Raw genomic sequence first — 20,127 nt, forward strand, 5'->3', positions numbered from 1 at the left:
GTAGCACTGTTACTATTTCATTAATTTCTGCAATTCTAAATTTAGCTTTAAGACGTTTACACGATCCTCTCCAAATAAACCGAGTGCAGCTCCTTCTGTTTGATCCTTAATCAATTGATCTAGCTTTTCTTTCGGAATATTCGTTAATTTCGAGATGCGATCTACCTGTACAGAAGCCGCCTTCGGACTAATGTCAGGATCAAGCCCTGAACCTGAATTCGTCACTAAATCTATTGGTACTTCTGTAACTGGAATGGCCCGGTTTTGTTTCTTCCAGTCATCAATACTTTTCTCAACTCGTTTTGCTAAATCTGGATTAGACGGTGCATAGTTATTTGAACCAGATGCTTCTGCTTTATATTCTATACTAGAGACACGTCCATGAAAATAACGTGGATCTGTGAAATTTTGACCGATTAATTTTGAACCAACTACTTCATCTTTATCATTATATATAAGACTTCCATCCGCATTATCCTTCATTACCGCTTGCGCAATACCAGTTACAATAAGCGGGTATACGAGGCCGCACAAAACTAGAAATGTAAAAGTAATACGAATAATTGGTGAAAGTATACTTTGTTTTTTCGCCATCTTTTTTCCCCTCTTCCTTATATGAACAAGCCGACAATCACATCAATTACTTTAATTCCAATGAATGGAACGATAACTCCACCAAGCCCATAAATGAGTAAGTTTCGGCTAAGCAATGCATTAGAACTCATCGGTTTATACGCAATACCTTTCATCGCTAACGGAATTAGTAGTGGAATAATAACTGCATTAAATATTAATGCTGATAAAATCGCTGAAAGTGGCGATGTTAATTTCATAATGTTCAATGCTTCCATTTGCGGAATTGCTAATGTAAACATCGCTGGAATGATTGCAAAGTATTTTGCTATATCGTTTGCAATACTAAACGTCGTTAACGCACCACGCGTCATTAACAATTGCTTACCAATTCCTACAACCTCAATGATTTTTGTTGGATTCGAATCTAGATCAATCATATTCGCTGCTTCTTTCGCAGCTGTCGTACCACTATTCATCGCTAATCCAACATCCGCCTGCGCTAATGCCGGGGCATCATTTGTACCATCACCTGTCATCGCTACAAGTTTCCCTTTGTCTTGCTCTGCTTTAATAACTGCAATTTTATCTTCTGGTTTACACTCAGCAACGAATTCATCTACTCCTGCTTCCTTTGCAATTGTTGCTGCTGTTAACGGATTATCACCTGTACACATAACCGTTTTAATCCCCATTTGGCGCAATTGTTCAAAACGTTCACGCATACCAGGTTTCACTGTATCCTTTAAATATATTAAACCGTAAATACGATTGTCTACTGCAACTACAAGTGGTGTTCCGCCTTCTTTTGAAATCAAATCTGCTTTTTGATTCACATCTTTTGGAATCATCCCGCCTTGCGATTGAACCCATTCAATCACGGCACCAACAGCACCTTTTCTCACTTTCGTTCCATCCTGTAAATCAACACCGCTCATTCTCGTTTCTGCTTTAAATGGAACAAATTCACCTTGTTCTGCAATTTCTCTATTATATGATATAGATTTCGTTTGTACATATTCTATAACAGATCGACCTTCTGGTGTTTCATCTAAAACTGAGCTAATCGCAGCCCATTTTCCTACTTGCTCAATCGTTTCATTTCCTACTGGTAGCAGTGTATGTGCCATCCGGTTCCCGAAAGTAATCGTACCTGTTTTATCTAAAATAATCGTATTAATATCGCCCGCAGCTTCTACTGCTTTCCCTGACATCGCTAATACATTAAACTTTGTTACGCGGTCCATCCCAGCAATACCAATCGCTGATAATAACCCACCAATTGTCGTTGGAATTAAACAAACTAACAATGCTACAAGTACAGCTGTATCAATTTGAAACCCTAAATAGTTTGTAAAAACCGGCAACGTCACAACGACGATTAAGAAAATTAGAGTTAAACTCGTTAATACTGTGTTTAAGGCAATTTCATTCGGCGTTTTTTGACGCGCAGCTCCTTCTACTAAAGAAATCATTTTATCAATAAATGATTCGCCAGGGTTACTCGTAATTACAATCGTAATCTCATCACTTACGACCATCGTACCGCCTGTTACTGAACAAAAATCGCCACCCGCCTCTTTTATTACAGGAGCTGATTCCCCTGTAATTGCAGATTCATCGACAGACGCTAAACCTTTAATTACTTCACCATCATTTGGAATCATTTCTCCTTGTTTTACAATAACAATGTCACCTTTTCTCAGATCAGTTGCTGAAACTTGAACAATATCTCCATTTTCTTTTACAACATTTGCAAACACATCTTTCTTCGATTGTTTTAAAGAATCGGCTTGCGCTTTACCACGCCCTTCAGCTAAAGCTTCTGCAAAGTTAGCAAATAAAACTGTAAATAATAGAATGAGAGAAACTGTTATATTAAACCACCCTGGTACACTACTAGAACTACTTGGAAGAAAGGATAAAATTAACGTAATGATAAATCCAATTTCCACAACGAACATAATCGGATTCTTTATCATTACTTTCGGATTCAATTTCGCAAAGGATTGTTTCATCGCATGTGTCACGATATCACGATCCATCGTTTTTGCTTGTCTAACCTCATCTTCTACAGCATGTATTTGTGACTCATTTACTCTTTTTTCTTTTACTACTACCGGTCTCATCATTTACCCTCCATTACTTCAATGTAAGAAATTCTGCAATTGGGCCAAGTACTAACATCGGGAAGAATGTTAACGCACCAACAATTACAATTGTTCCAATAAAGATCCCTCCAAATAAACCATTATCCGTACGGAATGTCCCGACTGTTTCTGGTACTACCGTCTTCTCTTTCAGTGAAGCTGCAACAGCTAGCATCGTAATTAAACTGAAATAGCGTCCTAAAAACATAACTAAACCAGTCGTAATATTCCAAAACGGTGTATTATCCCCCAATCCTTCAAATCCAGATCCGTTATTCGCAGCTGACGATGTGTATTCATATACAACTTGCGTTAAACCGTGGAAACCTGAATGAGAAATTGCATCCGTTCCTAAGCTTGTTGAAAGAGCTAATGCTGAAAACCCTAAAATAAGCAATGGATGAAATAAAATCGTTACCGCAATCAATTTCATTTCCTTACCTTCAATTTTCTTACCTAAAAACTCCGGTGTCCGTCCAACCATTAACCCAGATATAAAGACTGCAATAATTGCATACATAATAATGTTCACAAAACCTGCTCCAACACCGCCGTATACTGTATTTAACATCATATTTACGAGTGGTACTAAACCACCAATTGGTGTTAACGTATCATGCATCGTATTCACGGCCCCTGTTTCAGCAGCTGTCGTCACTGTTGCGTATAGGGAAGAAAATACTGTTCCAAATCGGACTTCTTTTCCTTCTGTACTTCCTTGTACATGTTCGATACCCATTCCATTTAACACTGGATTTCCATGTAATTCAGATGTCGTAATCGTTATAAATCCTAGTAAAAACACCATAAATAGTGAAACGAAAAGGATGCGACCTTGTTTTTTATTTCCTACCATTCTTCCATACGTAAATGGAAGTGCTGTTGGCAATAACATCATAAGCATCATTTGCAAAATATTACTCATTTGCCCTGGATTTTCAAAAGGATGTGTAGAGTTTGCCCCGAAAAATCCACCGCCGTTATTTCCAAGTTCCTTAATTGAAACGAATGATGCAACTGGACCACGTAAAATACTTTGCTTTGCACCATCAATTGTTTGTGCCGTAACCGCTCCATCTAACGTTTGTGGTACACCAAGTGCGACAAAGACCAACGCCGCAATAAATGCGATAGGAAGAAAAACTCTCGTTAATGCTCTCGTAAAATCGACGAAAAAGTTACCGAGTTCTTTTCCAGCGAGTCCTCTTATAAAAGCCATAACGAGCGCTAACGTCGTTGCTGGTGCCGCAAACATTAAAAATGTAATCCCGATTAATTGTGATAAATAAGATAAGCCATTTTCACCGCTATAATGCTGTAAGTTTGTATCAGCCATAAAACTAATCGCTGTATTAAAAGCGAGCGTAGGCTCCATCCCTTCAATATGCGCTGGATTTAATGGCAATACGCCTTGTAATCTGAAAATGAAATATACGACAACAATCATAAATCCATTGAGTAGAACTAATGATAATGCATACTGTTTCCACGTTTGATTGTATCCTTTTACACCTGTAATTTTAAAAATAAGTTTCTCAAAAGGCCCGAATACTTTATCTAGCTTCTTGCTACCTTGAAAGGCTTTCTCTAAATAAATCCCCATTGGCTTTGCTACTAAAATAAACAAGAGCATTGTAATAATGACTGCAACCCAAATCATAATGAATGATTCCCCCTAATTAAAACTTTTCTGGATTTAATAATGCGTATACTAAGTACACCGTAATCGCTGCAACAATAACCGATAAGGCAATCATCATGATTGCTTCCCTTCCTTCACAACTTTATCTGACCAACTTGCAAGACTTGCCATCGATGCGACTAACCCAACAAAAATACCGATCATTACAACATCTAACATAACTACCCCTCACTTTTGTTAAATTTTACCATCCGGTTATCAAAAAAAGAACACTAAGCTCTACTTAGTGTTCGAAACGAACAACACAAAGTAAACCTCCTCTCTAAACGCTTACGAGGTTAGCTGTCGGATTCGGGCCTAAAGAGTAGCCCTACTTTCAAAATTGAAAGATTCACCCCAAGTGACAATGCACAAAATTGGTTCCCCCGCTCCATTTCTGGAACTCAGCGATTTTAGGTTTTTTTTGGAAATTTTATTAATGATTTATGAGAGTAAATATACTCCTCTAAATTTAACTTGTAAAGGGGTAAATTACTGAAAATAAGAAAATATCCATCTATTTAAGCGTTTACATTAGTTGTTATTAATATTTTTTCATCTGTTTTCTCGTCTTTCCTTTCTTTTTCACAGAAATGATCTTTTAAATACGAAATAAAAAGAGCGAATTACATGAAGTGCATAGCTTGTTGCACTCAGCATTCGCTCTTTTTTCATTCAACCTTTATTCTCCACGCAAAAAAGCACGCAAATTTCTCCCTCGAATATAAACTTGTGATAATTCCGCATGTAACTGCTCATATTCGGTAATATCCGCCTCTAAATACAAAACATCTTTTGATGGTAATATAATATATGGCCCTGGAAAAAGAGGATCGAGCACTACCAATTCGTGAACTCTCTCTACCGATATCGCCCAACGATTCGCTATATCTCCTAGTAACAACACTTTCATCTTCATTTCCCCCACCTTATTCAAAAAATAAAAAAGAAATATTATCACAGTTCGTAAACACTACAAATTTAGCTCCAATTGTTTCATAGAGCCTGGCCGGATAGCGTTTATTCTTTGTAACAACAGTAATAGGCGCTTGAAAAGAAAAACGAATGTGTTCTGTGAAGAAACTAACTATCGGAAGCTCATCCCCTAGTAAAATCACCTTCTTAATACGTGTGCAAATACTAGTAAAACCCTTCTCCTGATTACAGCTATAAGCTGATTCAAACCCATACTCTCTAACTTCATCCGCTATCTCTTCATTGGCTGTAAAAATAATTAACTCATGCTGAAATGCTACTAGCTCTCTTAAACTCTTTACCTTGTTTTTTTCTCCAACACAAATAAGTGTTAGTTCCATGTACCTCATCCTCCTTAGCATAAAAGAACTCAAACATAGATTGATATTCTCCTATACTAATCAGACCGATGAAGTGATGTATCCATCATGGCACCGTCCTCTCTCAAGACGCTTACGAAGTTAGCTGTCGGATTCGGACTTTGAGAGTAGCCCTACTTTCAACATTGAAAGATTCACCCCTAGTGACGACGCACAAATTGGTTCCTCCGCTCCATACATTTGGACTCAGCGTATTACAAAAAATGTATTCTGGCTGATATATTACTCCTGTATTTTGAAAAAGTAAACACAAAAAAAGCCAGTTAACAAACTGGCTTCTCGTATCTTTATACATGCGTCTTATTCAATTTATATGCAAAATGATTCGTCGGCCCATGACCACTTCCAATATTCAACGGCTCTTCAATCGCTATACTAATAAATCGTTTTGCTTCTTGAACCGCCTCTTCCATCAAGTAGCCTTTCGCAAGTCCTGCTGTAACTGCAGACGCAAATGTACACCCGCTTCCGTGCGTTTGTTTCGAAGGAATTCGCTCACTTCTAAATTCAATAAACTCTTCTCCATCGAAGAGTAAATCAATTACTTCATTACCTTGATATTCTGCATGTCCGCCCTTCATAAGCACATATTTAGCCCCTAATTCATGCAATACTTTTGCAGCTTCCTTACTATCTTCTACATTATGAATCTCCATTCCAGTTAACACTTCTGCTTCAGGCACATTCGGTGTGACAACAGTTGCTACTGGCAATAAATATTCTTTCAATGCTTGTACTGCTTCTTGTTGTAATAATGACGCACCGCCTTTAGCAATCATAACAGGATCTAGCACAATATTATTCCAGCCAAATTTCTTAATATGCTCTGCCACAATTTGAATAATTTCACTACTAAATAACATTCCCAGTTTCACAGCATCTGGCGTTAAATCCGTACCAATTGAATTCAGCTGCTCCGTAATCCCTTCTAAAGAAACAGGATATACCCCTTGAACGCCAAGCGTATTTTGAGCAGTAATTGCTGTAATAGCCGTCATTCCATACACACCAAGCTCTTGGAAAGTTTTTAAATCCGCCTGAATCCCAGCGCCGCCTCCGCTATCAGACCCTGCAATTGTTAAAGCTTTATTCACTTTCATCCCACTCATCCTTTTCTACCCAAAATAGCGATGATAAATTGTTTTCGCTTCGCTTATATCTTTCGTTCCATGTACAAGTACACGGCCATCTTTAAAAGCAACTAATCTCTTTTCTCCAACCGAAAATGATAATAAATATGGATTTACATTCAAATCATTCACGCGATCATTCAGCAATTTTTTATATTGTTCAAAATCCATTTCCTCTTTATGAGGTGGTCTAATTTGAACTGTATTTCTCCCGCATAACACTGCTGTTTTTGAAGTATTTTCCTTATTTAAATATGGATATACTGCCTGTTCACCACATGATAGACAATTATGTTTACGAAGCTTTCGCACATTCATACATGAATATTCATTTTTCCATACATCAAATGATACAAGCCCATCTCGAAGCGAGTCATAATCTTCTACTAACAGTTTAAGTGTTTCCGTTACTTGATGAGAAACGACAAGAGACACAGCAGGCGATATAATCCCCGCTGTATCACATGTCGCTCCGCCAAGCGGAATCGATTGTAATAAACAAGATAAACATGGCGTTTTTCCTGGAAGAATAGTATAAGAAAGACCGTAACTCCCTACACATGCCCCATAAACCCATGGAATAGAATATTTTTGCGATATATCATTCACAATGAAACGTGTTTCGAAATTGTCAGTCGCATCGATGATTACATCAACATTTGTAACGAGTTCTTCCAACTCTTCAGCCGTTACATCCTGAACGAGAGCTTCTACTCTTACTTCACTATTAACCTCTTCTAGACGTTTTTTTGCCGCTACAGCCTTCGGAAGATTATTCTCTACATCACTCTCTGCATACAATTGTTGTCTTTGCAAATTACTCCAATCGACATAATCACGGTCAACAATTGTTACTTGACCAACGCCTGCTCTTACAAACATCTCTGCATTTGCACTACCTAATGCACCTGCACCGATAATAAGTACATGCTTTTCTCCTAGCTTTTGTTGCCCTTCTTCCCCAATTGGAGAAAATAGTTCTTGGCGAGAATATCGATTATTCAACTACGCTCATTCCTTCTAAAGGACTACTTGCTGTCGCGCAGCGCTTACGTGCAATACGACCTGCTTCAAACCCTAATCGTCCTGCCTCAATACCTAATTTCATTGCGTATGCCATTTTAATAGGATCGTTCGCTCCAGATACTGCAGTATTTAATAACACACCATCTGCTCCTAATTCCATTGCAAATGCTGCATCAGCTGGACTACCAATACCAGCGTCAACGATAACTGGTACTGTCGCTTGTTCAATAATGAAACTTAAATTTAATGGATTTACAATACCAAGCCCTGAACCAATCGGTGATGCTCCTGGCATAATCGCGTGTACACCAAGTTCTTGTAATTTACGAGCTAATACAACATCATCAGATGTGTATGGTAGAACGATAAATCCTTCTTCTAGTAACATTTCAGATGCCTTTAACGTTTCTACTGGATCAGGTAATAACGTTCTATCATCACCAATAACTTCTACTTTTATCATGTCACAAAGTCCAGAAGCTTTTGCTAATTTTGCAATACGAACAGCTTCTTCAGCATTTTTTGCTCCTGCTGTATTCGGTAATAACGTATATTTTTTCACATCAAGTTTCTCTAATAAATTAGGCTGCTTCGCATCAAATATATCCATACGACGTACTGCGAATGTTAAAATCTCAGCCTCAGAAACATCAATTGCCTTTTGCTGCACATCAAAATCAGGGAATTTCCCTGTTCCTAATAAAAGTCTAGAATGAAATGAAAATTGTCCAATGTTTAACATAATCAACCGCCTCCTACGAAAGTTACAATCTCAATTTGGTCCCCATCAAAAACAGATGTATCGTTATGATCATCTTTTTGTAAAATATCTTTATTACGTTCTACTACAACAATTCTGTTATCTAACTCTAAATGTGTAAGTAGCCCAGCTACTGTTTTTATACTCTCTGGTACTTCAATTTGGTTACCATTAATTTTTAAATTCAAACTTCCATCCCCTTTCTAAACCGTTTTAGAAAGCAATGAATCTAGCAAGTGATTCTCCTGCTTTCCTTCTATTAAATCAGCCATATACTGACCAGAAACAGGGCTTAATAAAATGCCGTTTCGATAATGGCCCGTACAAGCATATAAACCTTTTATTTCTTCATGCTCTCCCATATAAGGAGCTTCATGATTAGACTGCGGTCTTAACCCAGCCCACGTACTTTCCCATTCTGCTTCTTTTAAAGCAGGCAATATTGTGTAGGCACGCTCTAATATGGAAGTAATACTTTCTGGTTGTACAGACTTATTAAACGTATGAGGCTTCATTGTTGCCCCAATTACGTAACGGCCACCACGTTTCGGTGTAATATAAAAACGTTCTTGGAAAATAGGGGCTTTCAAGAGCGGTTTCTTGCTTCTTACTGCAACAACTTCACCCTTCACAGGATACGTGCCCCAGTCACTATGGAAATAATGTAGTAATTTCGTACTCCATGAGCCTCCAGCGATAACGACTTTTTCACATGTGATTACACCTTCACTCGTAACAATTCCAGTCACTTTATTATTTTCAATACGAATATTAAACACTTCTGTTTGTTCATATATATCAGCACCGGAAATTGCTGCAGAATGTGCGAATGCTTTCGTAAGCTCTGGTGCAATAACTTGACCATCTTTCGGATAATATACAGCCCCTATAATTGACTCGGAAAGAAACGGCTCTTTTTCCCGTAAATGGTCCCCCGTTAGAAATCGGGAATCTTCACCTGTTTTCTGCTGCCAATCCATAATATGAAGAATTCTTTTCTTCTCATCTTCATTTTGAGCGATGCGATAAATGCCCTTTTCTTCATACCCAATATCGATGCCTGTTTTTTCACGTAAAACTGCTGCAAGTTGTGGAAATATAGCACGGCTTTCTCTAGCAAGCTCAAACAACGGATCATATGCATCCCATTCTGCCTGAACACCGAGCAAACCAGCAGCTGCTTTCGAAGCTTCAGATGCGATTCTTTGCTTCTCTACAATCGCTACTTTATGCCCTCTTTCTGCTAGAAAGTGTGCAACTGAACTACCAATTACACCTCCGCCAATAATCGCTACATCATACTTCTTACACATGTTTTTCCGCCCACTTTCTTATTGATTCCTTATAAGATTTCGCCTTGCTATACGGATTACTACTGCTTATAATCCCGGACATAACAGCAATGCCACTTACACCATTTGCAAGAACATCACCTGTATTTTCAGGGGTAATCCCACCAATTGCAGTTATTGGTATGGATAAACAACTTGCCATATGAGCAATTTCTTCTAATCCTCTCGCTGGCACACCTTTTTTACAATCTGTCGGAAATACATGACCATAAACGAGTGAATCTGCTCCATTTTTAAATGCTACTATCGCTTCATCTAGCGAATGTACTGAATAACCGACATGCAAATAAGAAAACTTTTCTTTTACTAACCTTACATCTGCGCTTCGATATCCTAGCTGAACACGCGGAATATTTAATAGAATAGCAATATCAATTCGATCATTTATCACTATCTTCGATGCTGGAAAGCCTTTCCCCAAAAGACTTTCCACACCTTCATACAATTCCTTCGTACTTTTCTCACGCTCACGAATATGCAAATAATCGATCTCACTCTCAATTTGCATCGCTACATTCACTAACTCTTCGAATGGCATATGGCCATTTGAGATTACATGGAGCTCATTTTTCATATTCATTCGCCTACTTTAAAATGTTTTCAAATAATTCATCGGCTGGAACGATTTCTTTCGTCATTCCTTTGTCTTTCAACCATTTGTTTTGTTTCTCCCATGACTCTTTTGAATCCGTTAAGAATGGCTCATCTTTCGTTTCCATCTTCTCTAATAAAATTTTCATACTTTCTTTTTCAACTTCTGGTACAAGCGGGAAGTTTTCTTTTTCTTGATGATCTAATAAAATATTTAATGCTTCATCGGGTTTTTTCTTCATAAAGTCATACCCTTTTTGTGCCCCACGTAAAAAGGCTTGCAATGCTTCTTTATCTTTTTTCAACGTTTTATCACCCGTTACAAACACAAGCTCATGATAGTTCGGTACACCATAATCTGCTGGATTAAAGTATGCTGGTTCATGACCTTCATGACGCATAACAGGTACTTCATGGTTAATGTATGCCCCTGTTACCGCATCCACTTTTTTCGTAATTAATGCTGGTACTAAATCAAAGCCAACATCGACTACTTTCACTGTATCTGGATTACCACCAGCTTCTTTTACCATCGTTTTTAAATACATCTCACTTAAAGGTGTTCCAGAATATCCAACTGTTTTCCCCTCTAAATCTTTTGGCGATTGAATGCCTGCTGACTTCAGTGATACAACATGATTTAATGGTGAACGTACGACAGCTCCAATTGATTTCACTGGAATTTGTTCATTTACTTTTGCCATGACAACATCTGGTTGATAATACAAACCAACTGTCACTTTCCCTGCTGCCGCTAGCGTTAATGGATCAGTCGGATTAGAAGGGAATTTAATATTCACCTTGACTCCTTCTTCTTTAAAGTATCCTTTTTCAATTGCCGTATAAATAAAGCTATGTACCGCATTCGGGTACCAATCAAGCATTACTGTTATTTCTTTTTCTGATTTATTCTTATCTGATGCCGAGTTACTCGAACATCCTGCAATCATTGCAACTAATAATGTAAACACAAAGATGCGTTTTAATAATTTCATGAATGTTTCCTCCAACTAATAAATTTCTTTTCTAATATCGAAACAAGTATGACGAAGAAAATAGCTAATAATGATAACAATACAATTGGTGCAAATACACCAGCTCCGTCTAACTGCGTCATCATTCTTTTACTGAAATATCCAAGCCCAGCTTGTGCACCGAGCCATTCACCAATCGCTGCCCCAATAACGCTAAGTGGTATCGCAATTTTTAACGCTGAAAAAAAATAAGGAAGAGCAGATGGCAACTTTAGCTTTAGAAAAACATCTTTTTTCGTTGCACCATATGTAACTAATAGCTCCTCCCATTCTTTTTTCGTACTGCGCAGTCCATCATACGTATTGACCGCAATTGGGAAAAACGTAATTAAAACGGTAACAACAACCTTACTCCAGATGGTATATCCAAACCATAAAACGAAGAGCGGCGCAAGCGCAGTAATCGGGATTGTTTGTGAAGCAACTAATAACGGATAAAATGCTCTTTCCATCCACGTACTCGCATTCATTAACATTGCTAGCCCTACGCCCAGTACGATAGAAATAACAACGCCTATTAAAACGACGTATAACGTTGCAGGTAAATGAACCGTAAATAATATATCTTTCAGCGCCCATATCTTCATTACAATTGCAGAAGGTGATGGCAAAATGTACATCTCATCTACAATTCTTGCTCCTACTTCCCACAGAGCAAGTAAAATTCCACTTAATATAAGGGCAGGTAATAACTCCTTCAAGCGATTCATCATACGAGTACCTGCCTTTGTAACATACTAAGGAGCTCTTCTTTAAGCGCTAACACTTCAGGCTTATATAAATCTTTTCTTGTTCGGTTACGATCAAGCGGCACAATTCGCTCAGTTAAAGTTGCTATCGGTTGATTTTCTACAACCAAAATTCGATTAGAAAGAAACAATGCTTCTTCAACATCATGAGTGATAAATAAAATTGTTTTTTCCCACTCTTTCCATTGTTCAAACAACCATTCTTGCAAAGATGCCTTCGTTAAAGCGTCCAATGCGCTAAACGGTTCATCTAACAATAATATCTCCCCGCCTGTTAATAAAGTTTGGATAAAAGATACGCGTTGCCTCATACCACCAGATAAATCTTTCGGATATTTTTTCTCGTACCCTTGTAAACCAAATTTATGTAACAGTTCTTTCGCTTTTACTTGCGCTTCTTTCTTCTGCACACCTTGGCACTCTAGCGGCAGGGCAGCATTCTCAATAATCGTCCTCCACGGCAAGAGCATATCTTTTTGGGGCATATACCCTACAGGATGACTCTTTGTTTTTGTCAGCTCTATCTGTCCAGTACTTGCCTCTTCTAAGCCTGTAATAAGGCGAAATAAAGTACTTTTCCCGCATCCACTCGGCCCGATAATACTTACAAACTCTTTATCTTGTATAGAAGCATTTAATTCATTGATGATTGGTTTCTCATCATAATGAAAGGTAACATTATGAAACTGTAGTATGTTCTTGCTCCTCAAAACCCCACATCTCCTTACGATAAGCCATATCCCAGAATAAATATTCAAATCGGCTGGAATATAAGAAAATCTCCTCTAATCGGTCTAGCTCTTTCTCTGACTTTCCAACTGCCATTTCATTTAATAAATCTATTAACCAAATACAAAGGTTACCGTATTCTTCAGAACAATATCCTTGAATCCACTCTCCAAAGAACTCATGATCTCTTGCTCCAGGAATATCATTTAAACGCTTTCCGATCTCCCAATAGCTCCACATACATGGAAGTAAAGCTGATATTAATTCTGCAAGTGTGCCATTTTGAGATACAGACATCATGTAATTTGTATAGGCTAAATTTTTAGCAGATGGTTTCGCAGATTCTATCTCCTCTACAGTAATGCCAAGTTTGTTTGCATACTGTTTATGGATCGTCATTTCTCCATTTAAAATCCCATCAATTTGCTCTGCAAATTTTGCCATAACTTGTGGATTCGTTGCCTTTACAACCCCAATTGCATATAGCTTTGCATAATCTAACAAATATAAATAATCTTGAATAATATAGTACTGGAATTTGTCTTTTTCCAACGTACCATCCCCCATACCTACTACAAACGGATGATTATGACTTTTCTCCCAAACAGGCTGCACCGTATCAAATAATCTTTCACAAAATTTCATTAATAATTCCCCTTCCTATATATCTATTTATCTCAATAAAAAAACCACTTCTGTATATAAGAAGTGGTTACAGCAAATAAAATTATAATTTATTCGTTGTTCCACTTCCCTTCGCTAGTATTATCTAGATCAGGTGTTGTAAGGGTTAAGGATTATTCCTCTCTCAGCACGAAAAGCACCCCTAGTGGTGTTAATATGAAATTTTCAAATAAAAAAGCCCCGTTTCTATACGCAAAGAAACGGGGACTCATTGTTAATGTCCGAATTGCTTCCCTACGCTAGCATAATCTAGATCAGGTAATAAAAAGGATCAAAGGCTTACGGCCCTACTCTCAGCTGGCAACACCAGCCCTCCTAGCAAACTATAAAATTATCACTGTCAGTATAACACCGCCATAAGACATCATCAACTGTTTTAATTTTCTTAATTAATAATTAATTCTTAACGTGTTAAACAAATATAAATGCGACCTCACAAATGATATATACAATATTTATATACGAATCTCTCTTCTGACATTATTTTTATTGATTTCATATTACATTTATGTGAATACGACCAATATATTATATCTTTATACTATAATAAAATTACAACTATACAACTAGAGGAGGTCTTTATTACATGAATATGAAAGCCACAGCTTTAACAGCAACTACTATCGCAATTGCTTCTTTACTTCCTTCTATGGGAGAATCCGATATACAAACAGCGGCTGCTAAGCAACCATCTACAGTAAAAACTGGATATGTAAAAATTGACAACGTTGCACTACATCAAAATAGCCATACAGACAGTGCAATAATTGATACCATTCGATTTAATAGCCCGGTTACTATTCTTGAAACAGTTCAAGATTGGTATAAAGTATCTGTTAACAACAAAACAGGCTATATGAAAAAAGATGCAATTCTATTCAAAAAAAATGTTCAACCAAAGTCTCAATATATCGTAAATGCAAACGCATTAAACGTTCGTTCTGAACCTAATACAGAGTCTTCTATTCTAGATATATTACCAAATGGTCAATTCATTACCATTCAAGGTGAACAAGGAGATTGGTACAAAATATTACATAACGGTCAAATTGGTTACGTACAAAAAACATTTGTATCTAATGGATCCACACCTCTAGTAAAAGGTGTAACAGTACAAGGTTCTCCATCGTATACTGTTGCAACACCCAAATTAAATGTACGTAGCAATGCTAGCACAAGTGGCACTCTACTTGGCTCATTACAAAATGGTACACAAGTACAAGTAGTAGAAACGGTAGGTACTTGGTATAAAATTCGTTTTGGCACAGGATACGGATATGTAGCAAAACACTATGTAGTGCAAAATCAAAATCAAGCACAAGCTAAAACAGCTCAACCTGCATCAATTCCAGCAGTTTTCAAATTCCCTACTCAAGGGAAAATCAGCTCCACTTTTGATATGCGCTGGGAGCAAATGCATTATGGTATAGATATAGCAGCACAAGGAAATGTCTCTATTCAAGCTGCTGCTGCAGGTAAGGTTGTAAAATCTTATTATTCGGCTAGCTACGGCAATGTCGTGTTCATCGCCCATCAAATAAATGGGAAATTATATACAACAGTTTATGCTCATATGAAGGATCGCACTGTACAAGCTGGTGATCAAGTACAAACTGGACAATTAGTAGGTCATATGGGAAACACAGGTCATTCATACGGGCAACATCTCCATTTTGAATTACATAATGGGGAATGGAATTTTGAAAAAACAAATGCAGTAAACCCACTGCCATATTTAGTTAGGTAAATTATATGCCACGCAATATACCTCTCTTTATTGAATACCTGGCCTTTTTAGGTTTAATCTGTTGTTTAATCATTTATAATACGAACACTGTATTTTTATCTATTATTATTGCTTTTGTTGCTTTAGAAATCATTATGGAAGCATTACAAATGCGGCTAAAACAAAAAATTGCCCATATTTATAATGTAATTTTTCTTTTAAGTGCTCTTATAACAAATATAATTAGTAATGGTTTTTATTTATCTACCGTACTTCCTGTATTCTTTATAGGTGTTTTATTATTCATAGCTAGATACGTTCATGTTCCTAATAACCAAAAACATGAACAAGAAGCTTAGAAAGAGGAGACACTGTGTACCAATCTTTCAAAGATAATCCAATGAAATATATATTGAATTTATATGAAAAAATGAATACTTTTTTTGGTATACAAGGAAGTTATACTGCACAATTTCTCCTTTATGGAATGTTATTTCTTATCTTAGTTACTTTCTCCTTGCTTTACTAACAAAAAAAGGATCTCACATAAACTTGAGATCCTTTTTAATTTATATTAATTTTTAATATGAAAAATATGGTTTATCCACAAGCATATTTTTCATAAATGAAACTAAGATTATATTTTTTCTCTAAGCTCATTCTTTGTTCATCGTCGCACCAATAGAAAAGAATATCATGAATCGTTGCATAACGCTTATTTTTAAGAAATAGTTTAAAGAATGATGGTAAACAATCATGTAATTGTATAAATATATAATTGCGTAGTATTTCTTCTTTGTATTCAATTCCCTTACAAATATAAAGTAATTCTTCACAATAATATGCATGCTGTGGAACTTGGATCATTTCGAAAAATGGTACATATGATAGTAGCTTTCCAATAAAATGACCATACCGATCCATTACCCCTATCGTCATATGCTCCATCATTTCTTTCATCACATATAAATAATCATCTACATGAGTTGTCTTTAAAGGGTCTAATCGATCGGAAATTTGTGAAAGTACAGCTCTTTGACAAGCTAAAACTGCTTGACTAGGTCCATAATATGATAGGAAGTCTGTACACTTACGATACTTTCGTAATAAGTCATGTGTATATAAATCATACACAAAAGTATTACAATACATTGCCAGACTCATCATATCGCTATTTAATTTCTCTTTTGACAGTGTTTTCGCTCGCTTACACATATAAAAGAATGTAAATTCCAATACTTCTTTATGAGATAATAGATGTTTGCAATCTGTTATACATTTCTCACTAAATTTAACTCGATCCCAAATTTCTACATCCTCAGCTGTTAATTCACCAATACGATATTTAATAATTAAATAGTTTAAAGCAACTGCTTTCGTCAAAAGATCCCATGTTTCATACTCCAATGAAGTTCGGACAAATTCATCTAGCCCTTGGGTTATCATAAAAGCATTTGCCTCTTCATACCAACCAATCTCTTGACATAAACGAAGAATACGTACTAGAGTTGGAATTTCATCTTTATGAAACTGCGGTAAATTCTTTACTTTATTCATGCCATATACGATAAATGGCGCTAAATTTTCTTCTTTATAAAATTCTTTTTCTTTCCATACTAATATAGTTCGCTCTTTCCCTTCACCTTTTGGATGACAAGGTACAAGCAAAGAAAATAACTCAGCGAAATTATTTGGTTCTATATATGTATCTGTAACCAAATTCCAATTTGGATCGCCCTGTACAGCCCTCATATAATTCCCCTTCCCTTTTTATCCCGCTATTTGCGGGCAGTAAGACTCCCACCTCAAAATTCTGCGAATGCGAGGAAGTTAGGTGGGAGATAAAACTGCCCATAAAAGCCCGATTGGTTCAACTAATAATTATTTGGGGATGGACACCCCCCAATAATTAAAGTTTCACTTTATCTACGTAGGAAATATTAATTCATTATTACATCATTAACAACAAATATTGTTATATTCAAAATCTATAATAACACTTATATCTCTCAGTATATCATTTTTTCTCTTATTAAAAATTAGGAATGACAAATTTAAAAAAACTGTCAAAAATATTGACTCTATACTTATTATATAATGTCTCAGATACATCACGCTAACATATTAGTTTAATCCGTATATACTAGAATAATGTATCTGATCTTTATACATAATTTATTCCATATGCTCTGAGATTTCACTTAAAGCAAACCCTGCTTGATCATCTGCTGATTTTCTTATAGCTAAATCACCTAGTGCTAGCATCCCAACAAGTTGACCGCTCTCAACAACCGGTAACCGTCTAATTTGATATTGTGCCATTAATTCTGTAGCTTTTTCAATAGAATCATCTGGAGAAACTGAAACAATGTTTGTTGTCATTACATTTGTAATTTGATTAGATCCAGGATGTTTTTCAGCAATCCCACGAACAACTAAGTCTCGATCAGTAACAAGCCCAACAACTTGTTTATTTTCAATAACAGGAATCAATCCAACCGATTCTTCCTTCATTTTTACAGCTGCCTCATATACATTGTCTAATGGTGTACAATGTACGATATGAGTACTCATAAGTTCTCTAACTTGCGTCATTTTTCATCTCCTCCTTTTAATACATACCATAGCTTTTCCTAAATCCCTTTATTTATTTCAGGAAAATAAGTTGATAAAAAGAGGCTTATACATAATAAAAAAGAGTCAGCATATTGCTGACTCTTTTTTTATGACCCGTACGGGATTCGAACCCGTGTTACCGCCGTGAAAGGGCGGTGTCTTAACCACTTGACCAACGGGCCATGGCTCCGCAGGTAGGACTCGAACCTACGACCGATCGGTTAACAGCCGATAGCTCTACCACTGAGCTACTGCGGAATATATATGGTGGGCCTAAATGGACTCGAACCATCGACCTCACGCTTATCAGGCGTGCGCTCTAACCAGCTGAGCTATAGGCCCATATACTTTACAGGGGCAGTAGGAATTGAACCCACACTGGAGGTTTTGGAGACCTCAGTTCTACCTTTAAACTATGCCCCTAAATGGTGCCGGCTAGAGGACTTGAACCCCCAACCTACTGATTACAAGTCAGTTGCTCTACCAATTGAGCTAAGCCGGCATAAAAAAAAAAAAAAAATGGTGGCTCGGGACGGAATCGAACCGCCGACACGAGGATTTTCAGTCCTCTGCTCTACCGACTGAGCTACCGAGCCAACATAAAATGGCGGTCCCGACCGGGGTCGAACCGGCGATCTCCTGCGTGACAGGCAGGCATGTTAACCACTACACCACGGGACCATTGGTTGCGGGGACAGGATTTGAACCTGCGACCTTCGGATTATGAGCCCGACGAGCTACCGTACTGCTCCACCCCGCGACGATATTATGTTTTTAAAAAAAATGGAGGAGGTAGAGGGATTCGAACCCCCGCGCGACTCTCGCCGCCTGTCGGTTTTCAAGACCGATCCCTTCAGCCGAACTTGGGTATACCTCCGACATATAAAAAATAAAGTGGAGCCTAGCGGGATCGAACCGCTGACCTCCTGCGTGCAAGGCAGGCGCTCTCCCAGCTGAGCTAAGGCCCCATGTTTTTGGGAAAATCGGGAAGACAGGATTTGAACCTGCGACCCCCTGGTCCCAAACCAGGTGCTCTACCAAGCTGAGCCACTTCCCGTTAATAAAAGCGCGCCCGAGAGGAGTCGAACCCCTAACCTCTTGATCCGTAGTCAAACGCTCTATCCAATTGAGCTACGGGCGCATATGGTGCCGAGGGCGGGGGTCGAACCCGCACGGTGGTCACCCACCGCAGGATTTTAAGTCCTGTGCGTCTGCCTGTTCCGCCACCCCGGCATGTCATACTGAAAATTGGAGCGGAAGACGGGATTCGAACCCGCGACCCCAACCTTGGCAAGGTTGTATTCTACCACTGAACTACTTCCGCAAGACATGTTTGAGTTATTTTATTAAAAGTGCGGGTGAAGGGAGTCGAACCCCCACGCCAAAGGCGCTAGATCCTAAGTCTAGTGCGTCTGCCAATTCCGCCACACCCGCATATTTTTTAAAAAAATGGTGAGCCATGAAGGATTCGAACCTTCGACCCTCTGATTAAAAGTCAGATGCTCTACCAACTGAGCTAATGGCTCTTAATGGCTGGGCTAGCTGGATTCGAACCAGCGCATGACGGAGTCAAAGTCCGTTGCCTTACCGCTTGGCTATAGCCCAATAATTAAGAAATGGTGGAGGGGGGCAGATTCGAACTGCCGAACCCGAAGGAGCGGATTTACAGTCCGCCGCGTTTAGCCACTTCGCTACCCCTCCGACATATATGGTGGAGGATGACGGGATCGAACCGCCGACCCCCTGCTTGTAAGGCAGGTGCTCTCCCAGCTGAGCTAATCCTCCATTTTGCCTGGCAACGTCCTACTCTCGCAGGGACAAGGTCCCAACTACCATTGGCGCTAGAGAGCTTAACTTCCGTGTTCGGTATGGGAACGGGTGTGACCTCTCTGCCATCATTACCAGACTATATTCGATTGAGACAAACATTATTATACTTGATTCACTTAGAAAGTCAACAAGTTTTTATAT

Annotated in this window: 21 protein-coding genes, 19 tRNA genes, 1 rRNA gene and 4 riboswitches; of the genes, 2 read left to right on the forward strand and 39 right to left on the reverse strand. The window is 38.0% G+C overall.

Translation table 11 applies throughout. The features are described 5' to 3' along the window. Positions 1-12: 12 nt before the first annotated feature. The 17 genes from kdpC to tenA form a co-directional block, all read right to left on the reverse strand. On the reverse strand, positions 13-594 hold the full coding sequence (gene kdpC, locus JFU18_RS11735; RefSeq protein ID WP_002125346.1) for a K(+)-transporting ATPase subunit C: 582 nt from the start codon (positions 592-594) through the stop codon (positions 13-15). Positions 595-611: 17 nt separating this feature from the next. Continuing rightward, complete coding sequence (gene kdpB, locus JFU18_RS11740) at positions 612-2,702, reverse strand: potassium-transporting ATPase subunit KdpB (protein WP_201034726.1); 2,091 nt, start codon at positions 2,700-2,702, stop codon at positions 612-614. Positions 2,703-2,715: 13 nt separating this feature from the next. Further along, a complete protein-coding gene (gene kdpA / locus JFU18_RS11745; RefSeq protein ID WP_201032501.1) occupies positions 2,716-4,383 on the reverse strand; it encodes a potassium-transporting ATPase subunit KdpA in 1,668 nt (555 codons plus the stop codon). Positions 4,384-4,402: 19 nt separating this feature from the next. Continuing rightward, complete coding sequence (gene kdpF, locus JFU18_RS11750; RefSeq protein WP_000972378.1) at positions 4,403-4,483, reverse strand: K(+)-transporting ATPase subunit F; 81 nt, start codon at positions 4,481-4,483, stop codon at positions 4,403-4,405. Beyond that, positions 4,480-4,584, reverse strand: coding sequence for a SipW-dependent-type signal peptide-containing protein (locus JFU18_RS11755; RefSeq protein WP_000887888.1), 105 nt, complete (start codon positions 4,582-4,584; stop codon positions 4,480-4,482). The genes kdpF and JFU18_RS11755 overlap by 4 nt, the downstream gene beginning before the upstream one ends. 94 nt (positions 4,585-4,678) lie before the next feature. Further along, a riboswitch (cyclic di-AMP (ydaO/yuaA leader) is annotated at positions 4,679-4,824 on the reverse strand. Positions 4,825-5,086: 262 nt separating this feature from the next. Continuing rightward, positions 5,087-5,317 (reverse strand): hypothetical protein, encoded by a 231-nt coding sequence (locus JFU18_RS11760; protein WP_016101779.1) that lies wholly within the window; start codon positions 5,315-5,317, stop codon positions 5,087-5,089. Between the two features lie 16 nt (positions 5,318-5,333). Further along, positions 5,334-5,720: a hypothetical protein gene (locus tag JFU18_RS11765; RefSeq protein ID WP_201032500.1), complete on the reverse strand. Its 387-nt coding sequence runs from the start codon at positions 5,718-5,720 to the stop codon at positions 5,334-5,336. 93 nt (positions 5,721-5,813) lie between these two features. After that, a riboswitch (cyclic di-AMP (ydaO/yuaA leader) is annotated at positions 5,814-5,961 on the reverse strand. Between the two features lie 85 nt (positions 5,962-6,046). Next, on the reverse strand, positions 6,047-6,868 hold the full coding sequence (gene thiD, locus JFU18_RS11770) for a bifunctional hydroxymethylpyrimidine kinase/phosphomethylpyrimidine kinase (protein ID WP_201032499.1): 822 nt from the start codon (positions 6,866-6,868) through the stop codon (positions 6,047-6,049). A gap of 6 nt (positions 6,869-6,874) precedes the next feature. Continuing rightward, positions 6,875-7,894: a thiazole biosynthesis adenylyltransferase ThiF gene (locus JFU18_RS11775; protein ID WP_201032498.1), complete on the reverse strand. Its 1,020-nt coding sequence runs from the start codon at positions 7,892-7,894 to the stop codon at positions 6,875-6,877. Next, positions 7,887-8,657, reverse strand: coding sequence for a thiazole synthase (thiG, locus tag JFU18_RS11780; RefSeq protein ID WP_002186754.1), 771 nt, complete (start codon positions 8,655-8,657; stop codon positions 7,887-7,889). The genes JFU18_RS11775 and thiG overlap by 8 nt, the downstream gene beginning before the upstream one ends. Positions 8,658-8,659: 2 nt before the next feature. Beyond that, positions 8,660-8,863 carry a sulfur carrier protein ThiS gene (thiS, locus tag JFU18_RS11785; protein WP_002010653.1) on the reverse strand — a complete coding sequence of 68 codons (204 nt, stop codon included), beginning with the start codon at positions 8,861-8,863 and terminating at the stop codon, positions 8,660-8,662. A 15-nt stretch (positions 8,864-8,878) separates the two neighbouring features. Continuing rightward, on the reverse strand, positions 8,879-9,988 hold the full coding sequence (gene thiO, locus JFU18_RS11790; protein ID WP_061675216.1) for a glycine oxidase ThiO: 1,110 nt from the start codon (positions 9,986-9,988) through the stop codon (positions 8,879-8,881). Then, positions 9,981-10,601 (reverse strand): thiazole tautomerase TenI, encoded by a 621-nt coding sequence (tenI, locus tag JFU18_RS11795; RefSeq protein ID WP_016101785.1) that lies wholly within the window; start codon positions 10,599-10,601, stop codon positions 9,981-9,983. Before tenI ends, thiO begins: the two co-directional genes overlap by 8 nt. A gap of 10 nt (positions 10,602-10,611) precedes the next feature. Then, on the reverse strand, positions 10,612-11,613 hold the full coding sequence (locus JFU18_RS11800; RefSeq protein WP_201034725.1) for an ABC transporter substrate-binding protein: 1,002 nt from the start codon (positions 11,611-11,613) through the stop codon (positions 10,612-10,614). After that, the gene (locus JFU18_RS11805; RefSeq protein ID WP_002029858.1) at positions 11,610-12,362 is read right to left on the reverse strand and encodes an ABC transporter permease; all 753 of its coding nucleotides are present in this window, start codon (positions 12,360-12,362) and stop codon (positions 11,610-11,612) included. Before JFU18_RS11805 ends, JFU18_RS11800 begins: the two co-directional genes overlap by 4 nt. Further along, the gene (locus JFU18_RS11810) at positions 12,362-13,111 is read right to left on the reverse strand and encodes an ABC transporter ATP-binding protein (RefSeq protein ID WP_201032496.1); all 750 of its coding nucleotides are present in this window, start codon (positions 13,109-13,111) and stop codon (positions 12,362-12,364) included. The genes JFU18_RS11805 and JFU18_RS11810 overlap by 1 nt, the downstream gene beginning before the upstream one ends. Beyond that, positions 13,080-13,775, reverse strand: a complete 696-nt coding sequence (tenA, locus tag JFU18_RS11815) for a thiaminase II (protein WP_201032495.1) — start codon at positions 13,773-13,775, stop codon at positions 13,080-13,082. The genes JFU18_RS11810 and tenA overlap by 32 nt, the downstream gene beginning before the upstream one ends. 89 nt (positions 13,776-13,864) lie before the next feature. Then, positions 13,865-13,968: riboswitch (TPP riboswitch) on the reverse strand. Between the two features lie 60 nt (positions 13,969-14,028). Continuing rightward, a riboswitch (TPP riboswitch) is annotated at positions 14,029-14,141 on the reverse strand. 259 nt (positions 14,142-14,400) lie between these two features. Here tenA and JFU18_RS11820 point away from each other — a divergent pair. After that, on the forward strand, positions 14,401-15,561 hold the full coding sequence (locus tag JFU18_RS11820) for an SH3 domain-containing protein (protein WP_061675220.1): 1,161 nt from the start codon (positions 14,401-14,403) through the stop codon (positions 15,559-15,561). A 5-nt stretch (positions 15,562-15,566) separates the two neighbouring features. After that, positions 15,567-15,899: a hypothetical protein gene (locus JFU18_RS11825; protein WP_002010638.1), complete on the forward strand. Its 333-nt coding sequence runs from the start codon at positions 15,567-15,569 to the stop codon at positions 15,897-15,899. A gap of 241 nt (positions 15,900-16,140) precedes the next feature. On the opposite strand, the gene JFU18_RS11830 is transcribed toward JFU18_RS11825, so the two are convergent. The 22 genes from JFU18_RS11830 to rrf all read right to left on the reverse strand — a co-directional run bounded on the left by JFU18_RS11830 (position 16,141) and on the right by rrf (position 20,062). Then, positions 16,141-17,292, reverse strand: coding sequence for a DUF3965 domain-containing protein (locus tag JFU18_RS11830; RefSeq protein WP_002188350.1), 1,152 nt, complete (start codon positions 17,290-17,292; stop codon positions 16,141-16,143). Positions 17,293-17,715: 423 nt separating this feature from the next. Next, positions 17,716-18,135, reverse strand: coding sequence for a CBS domain-containing protein (locus tag JFU18_RS11835; protein WP_002010634.1), 420 nt, complete (start codon positions 18,133-18,135; stop codon positions 17,716-17,718). 131 nt (positions 18,136-18,266) lie between these two features. Next, positions 18,267-18,338 (reverse strand) — tRNA-Glu (locus JFU18_RS11840). Between the two features lies 1 nt (position 18,339). Further along, positions 18,340-18,414: transfer RNA gene (locus JFU18_RS11845), tRNA-Asn, on the reverse strand. 7 nt (positions 18,415-18,421) lie between these two features. Further along, positions 18,422-18,498 (reverse strand) — tRNA-Ile (locus tag JFU18_RS11850). 10 nt (positions 18,499-18,508) lie between these two features. Continuing rightward, positions 18,509-18,579: transfer RNA gene (locus tag JFU18_RS11855), tRNA-Trp, on the reverse strand. A gap of 3 nt (positions 18,580-18,582) precedes the next feature. After that, a tRNA-Thr gene (locus JFU18_RS11860) sits at positions 18,583-18,658 on the reverse strand. An 18-nt stretch (positions 18,659-18,676) separates the two neighbouring features. After that, positions 18,677-18,752 (reverse strand) — tRNA-Phe (locus tag JFU18_RS11865). 9 nt (positions 18,753-18,761) lie between these two features. After that, positions 18,762-18,837: transfer RNA gene (locus JFU18_RS11870), tRNA-Asp, on the reverse strand. A 2-nt stretch (positions 18,838-18,839) separates the two neighbouring features. Continuing rightward, positions 18,840-18,916 (reverse strand) — tRNA-Met (locus JFU18_RS11875). Between the two features lie 24 nt (positions 18,917-18,940). Continuing rightward, positions 18,941-19,033 (reverse strand) — tRNA-Ser (locus JFU18_RS11880). 18 nt (positions 19,034-19,051) lie between these two features. After that, a tRNA-Ala gene (locus JFU18_RS11885) sits at positions 19,052-19,124 on the reverse strand. A 15-nt stretch (positions 19,125-19,139) separates the two neighbouring features. After that, positions 19,140-19,213 (reverse strand) — tRNA-Pro (locus JFU18_RS11890). 10 nt (positions 19,214-19,223) lie between these two features. Further along, positions 19,224-19,297 (reverse strand) — tRNA-Arg (locus JFU18_RS11895). A 3-nt stretch (positions 19,298-19,300) separates the two neighbouring features. After that, positions 19,301-19,389 (reverse strand) — tRNA-Leu (locus tag JFU18_RS11900). Between the two features lie 16 nt (positions 19,390-19,405). Then, positions 19,406-19,480 (reverse strand) — tRNA-Gly (locus tag JFU18_RS11905). A 29-nt stretch (positions 19,481-19,509) separates the two neighbouring features. After that, positions 19,510-19,590, reverse strand: a tRNA-Leu gene (locus JFU18_RS11910). Positions 19,591-19,606: 16 nt separating this feature from the next. After that, positions 19,607-19,682, reverse strand: a tRNA-Lys gene (locus JFU18_RS11915). Positions 19,683-19,686: 4 nt separating this feature from the next. Continuing rightward, positions 19,687-19,761: transfer RNA gene (locus JFU18_RS11920), tRNA-Gln, on the reverse strand. A 12-nt stretch (positions 19,762-19,773) separates the two neighbouring features. Continuing rightward, a tRNA-Tyr gene (locus JFU18_RS11925) sits at positions 19,774-19,857 on the reverse strand. Between the two features lie 8 nt (positions 19,858-19,865). After that, positions 19,866-19,941 (reverse strand) — tRNA-Val (locus tag JFU18_RS11930). Positions 19,942-19,946: 5 nt separating this feature from the next. Next, positions 19,947-20,062 (reverse strand): 5S ribosomal RNA (rrf, locus tag JFU18_RS11935). Positions 20,063-20,127: the final 65 nt, after the last annotated feature.

Source organism: Bacillus sp. TH22 (assembly GCF_016651015.1).
Classification (GTDB): Bacteria; Bacillota; Bacilli; order Bacillales; family Bacillaceae_G; genus Bacillus_A; species Bacillus_A mycoides.

Excerpts from the sequence above, each read along its gene's own strand:
- kdpA (WP_201032501.1), bottom strand. The coding sequence starts at position 4,383 with ATGATTTGGGTTGCAGTCATTATTACAATGCTCTTGTTTATTTTAGTA.
- JFU18_RS11835 (WP_002010634.1), bottom strand. The coding sequence starts at position 18,135 with ATGACGCAAGTTAGAGAACTTATGAGTACTCATATCGTACATTGTACA.
- JFU18_RS11825 (WP_002010638.1), top strand. The coding sequence starts at position 15,567 with ATGCCACGCAATATACCTCTCTTTATTGAATACCTGGCCTTTTTAGGT.
- thiG (WP_002186754.1), bottom strand. The coding sequence starts at position 8,657 with ATGTTAAACATTGGACAATTTTCATTTCATTCTAGACTTTTATTAGGA.
- kdpC (WP_002125346.1), bottom strand. The coding sequence starts at position 594 with ATGGCGAAAAAACAAAGTATACTTTCACCAATTATTCGTATTACTTTT.
- JFU18_RS11765 (WP_201032500.1), bottom strand. The coding sequence starts at position 5,720 with ATGGAACTAACACTTATTTGTGTTGGAGAAAAAAACAAGGTAAAGAGT.
- thiO (WP_061675216.1), bottom strand. The coding sequence starts at position 9,988 with ATGTGTAAGAAGTATGATGTAGCGATTATTGGCGGAGGTGTAATTGGT.
- tenI (WP_016101785.1), bottom strand. The coding sequence starts at position 10,601 with ATGAAAAATGAGCTCCATGTAATCTCAAATGGCCATATGCCATTCGAA.
- JFU18_RS11760 (WP_016101779.1), bottom strand. The coding sequence starts at position 5,317 with ATGAAAGTGTTGTTACTAGGAGATATAGCGAATCGTTGGGCGATATCG.
- kdpF (WP_000972378.1), bottom strand. The coding sequence starts at position 4,483 with ATGATGATTGCCTTATCGGTTATTGTTGCAGCGATTACGGTGTACTTA.
- kdpB (WP_201034726.1), bottom strand. The coding sequence starts at position 2,702 with ATGAGACCGGTAGTAGTAAAAGAAAAAAGAGTAAATGAGTCACAAATA.
- thiD (WP_201032499.1), bottom strand. The coding sequence starts at position 6,868 with ATGAGTGGGATGAAAGTGAATAAAGCTTTAACAATTGCAGGGTCTGAT.
- JFU18_RS11830 (WP_002188350.1), bottom strand. The coding sequence starts at position 17,292 with ATGAGGGCTGTACAGGGCGATCCAAATTGGAATTTGGTTACAGATACA.
- JFU18_RS11805 (WP_002029858.1), bottom strand. The coding sequence starts at position 12,362 with ATGAATCGCTTGAAGGAGTTATTACCTGCCCTTATATTAAGTGGAATT.
- tenA (WP_201032495.1), bottom strand. The coding sequence starts at position 13,775 with ATGAAATTTTGTGAAAGATTATTTGATACGGTGCAGCCTGTTTGGGAG.
- JFU18_RS11755 (WP_000887888.1), bottom strand. The coding sequence starts at position 4,584 with ATGTTAGATGTTGTAATGATCGGTATTTTTGTTGGGTTAGTCGCATCG.
- JFU18_RS11800 (WP_201034725.1), bottom strand. The coding sequence starts at position 11,613 with ATGAAATTATTAAAACGCATCTTTGTGTTTACATTATTAGTTGCAATG.
- JFU18_RS11820 (WP_061675220.1), top strand. The coding sequence starts at position 14,401 with ATGAATATGAAAGCCACAGCTTTAACAGCAACTACTATCGCAATTGCT.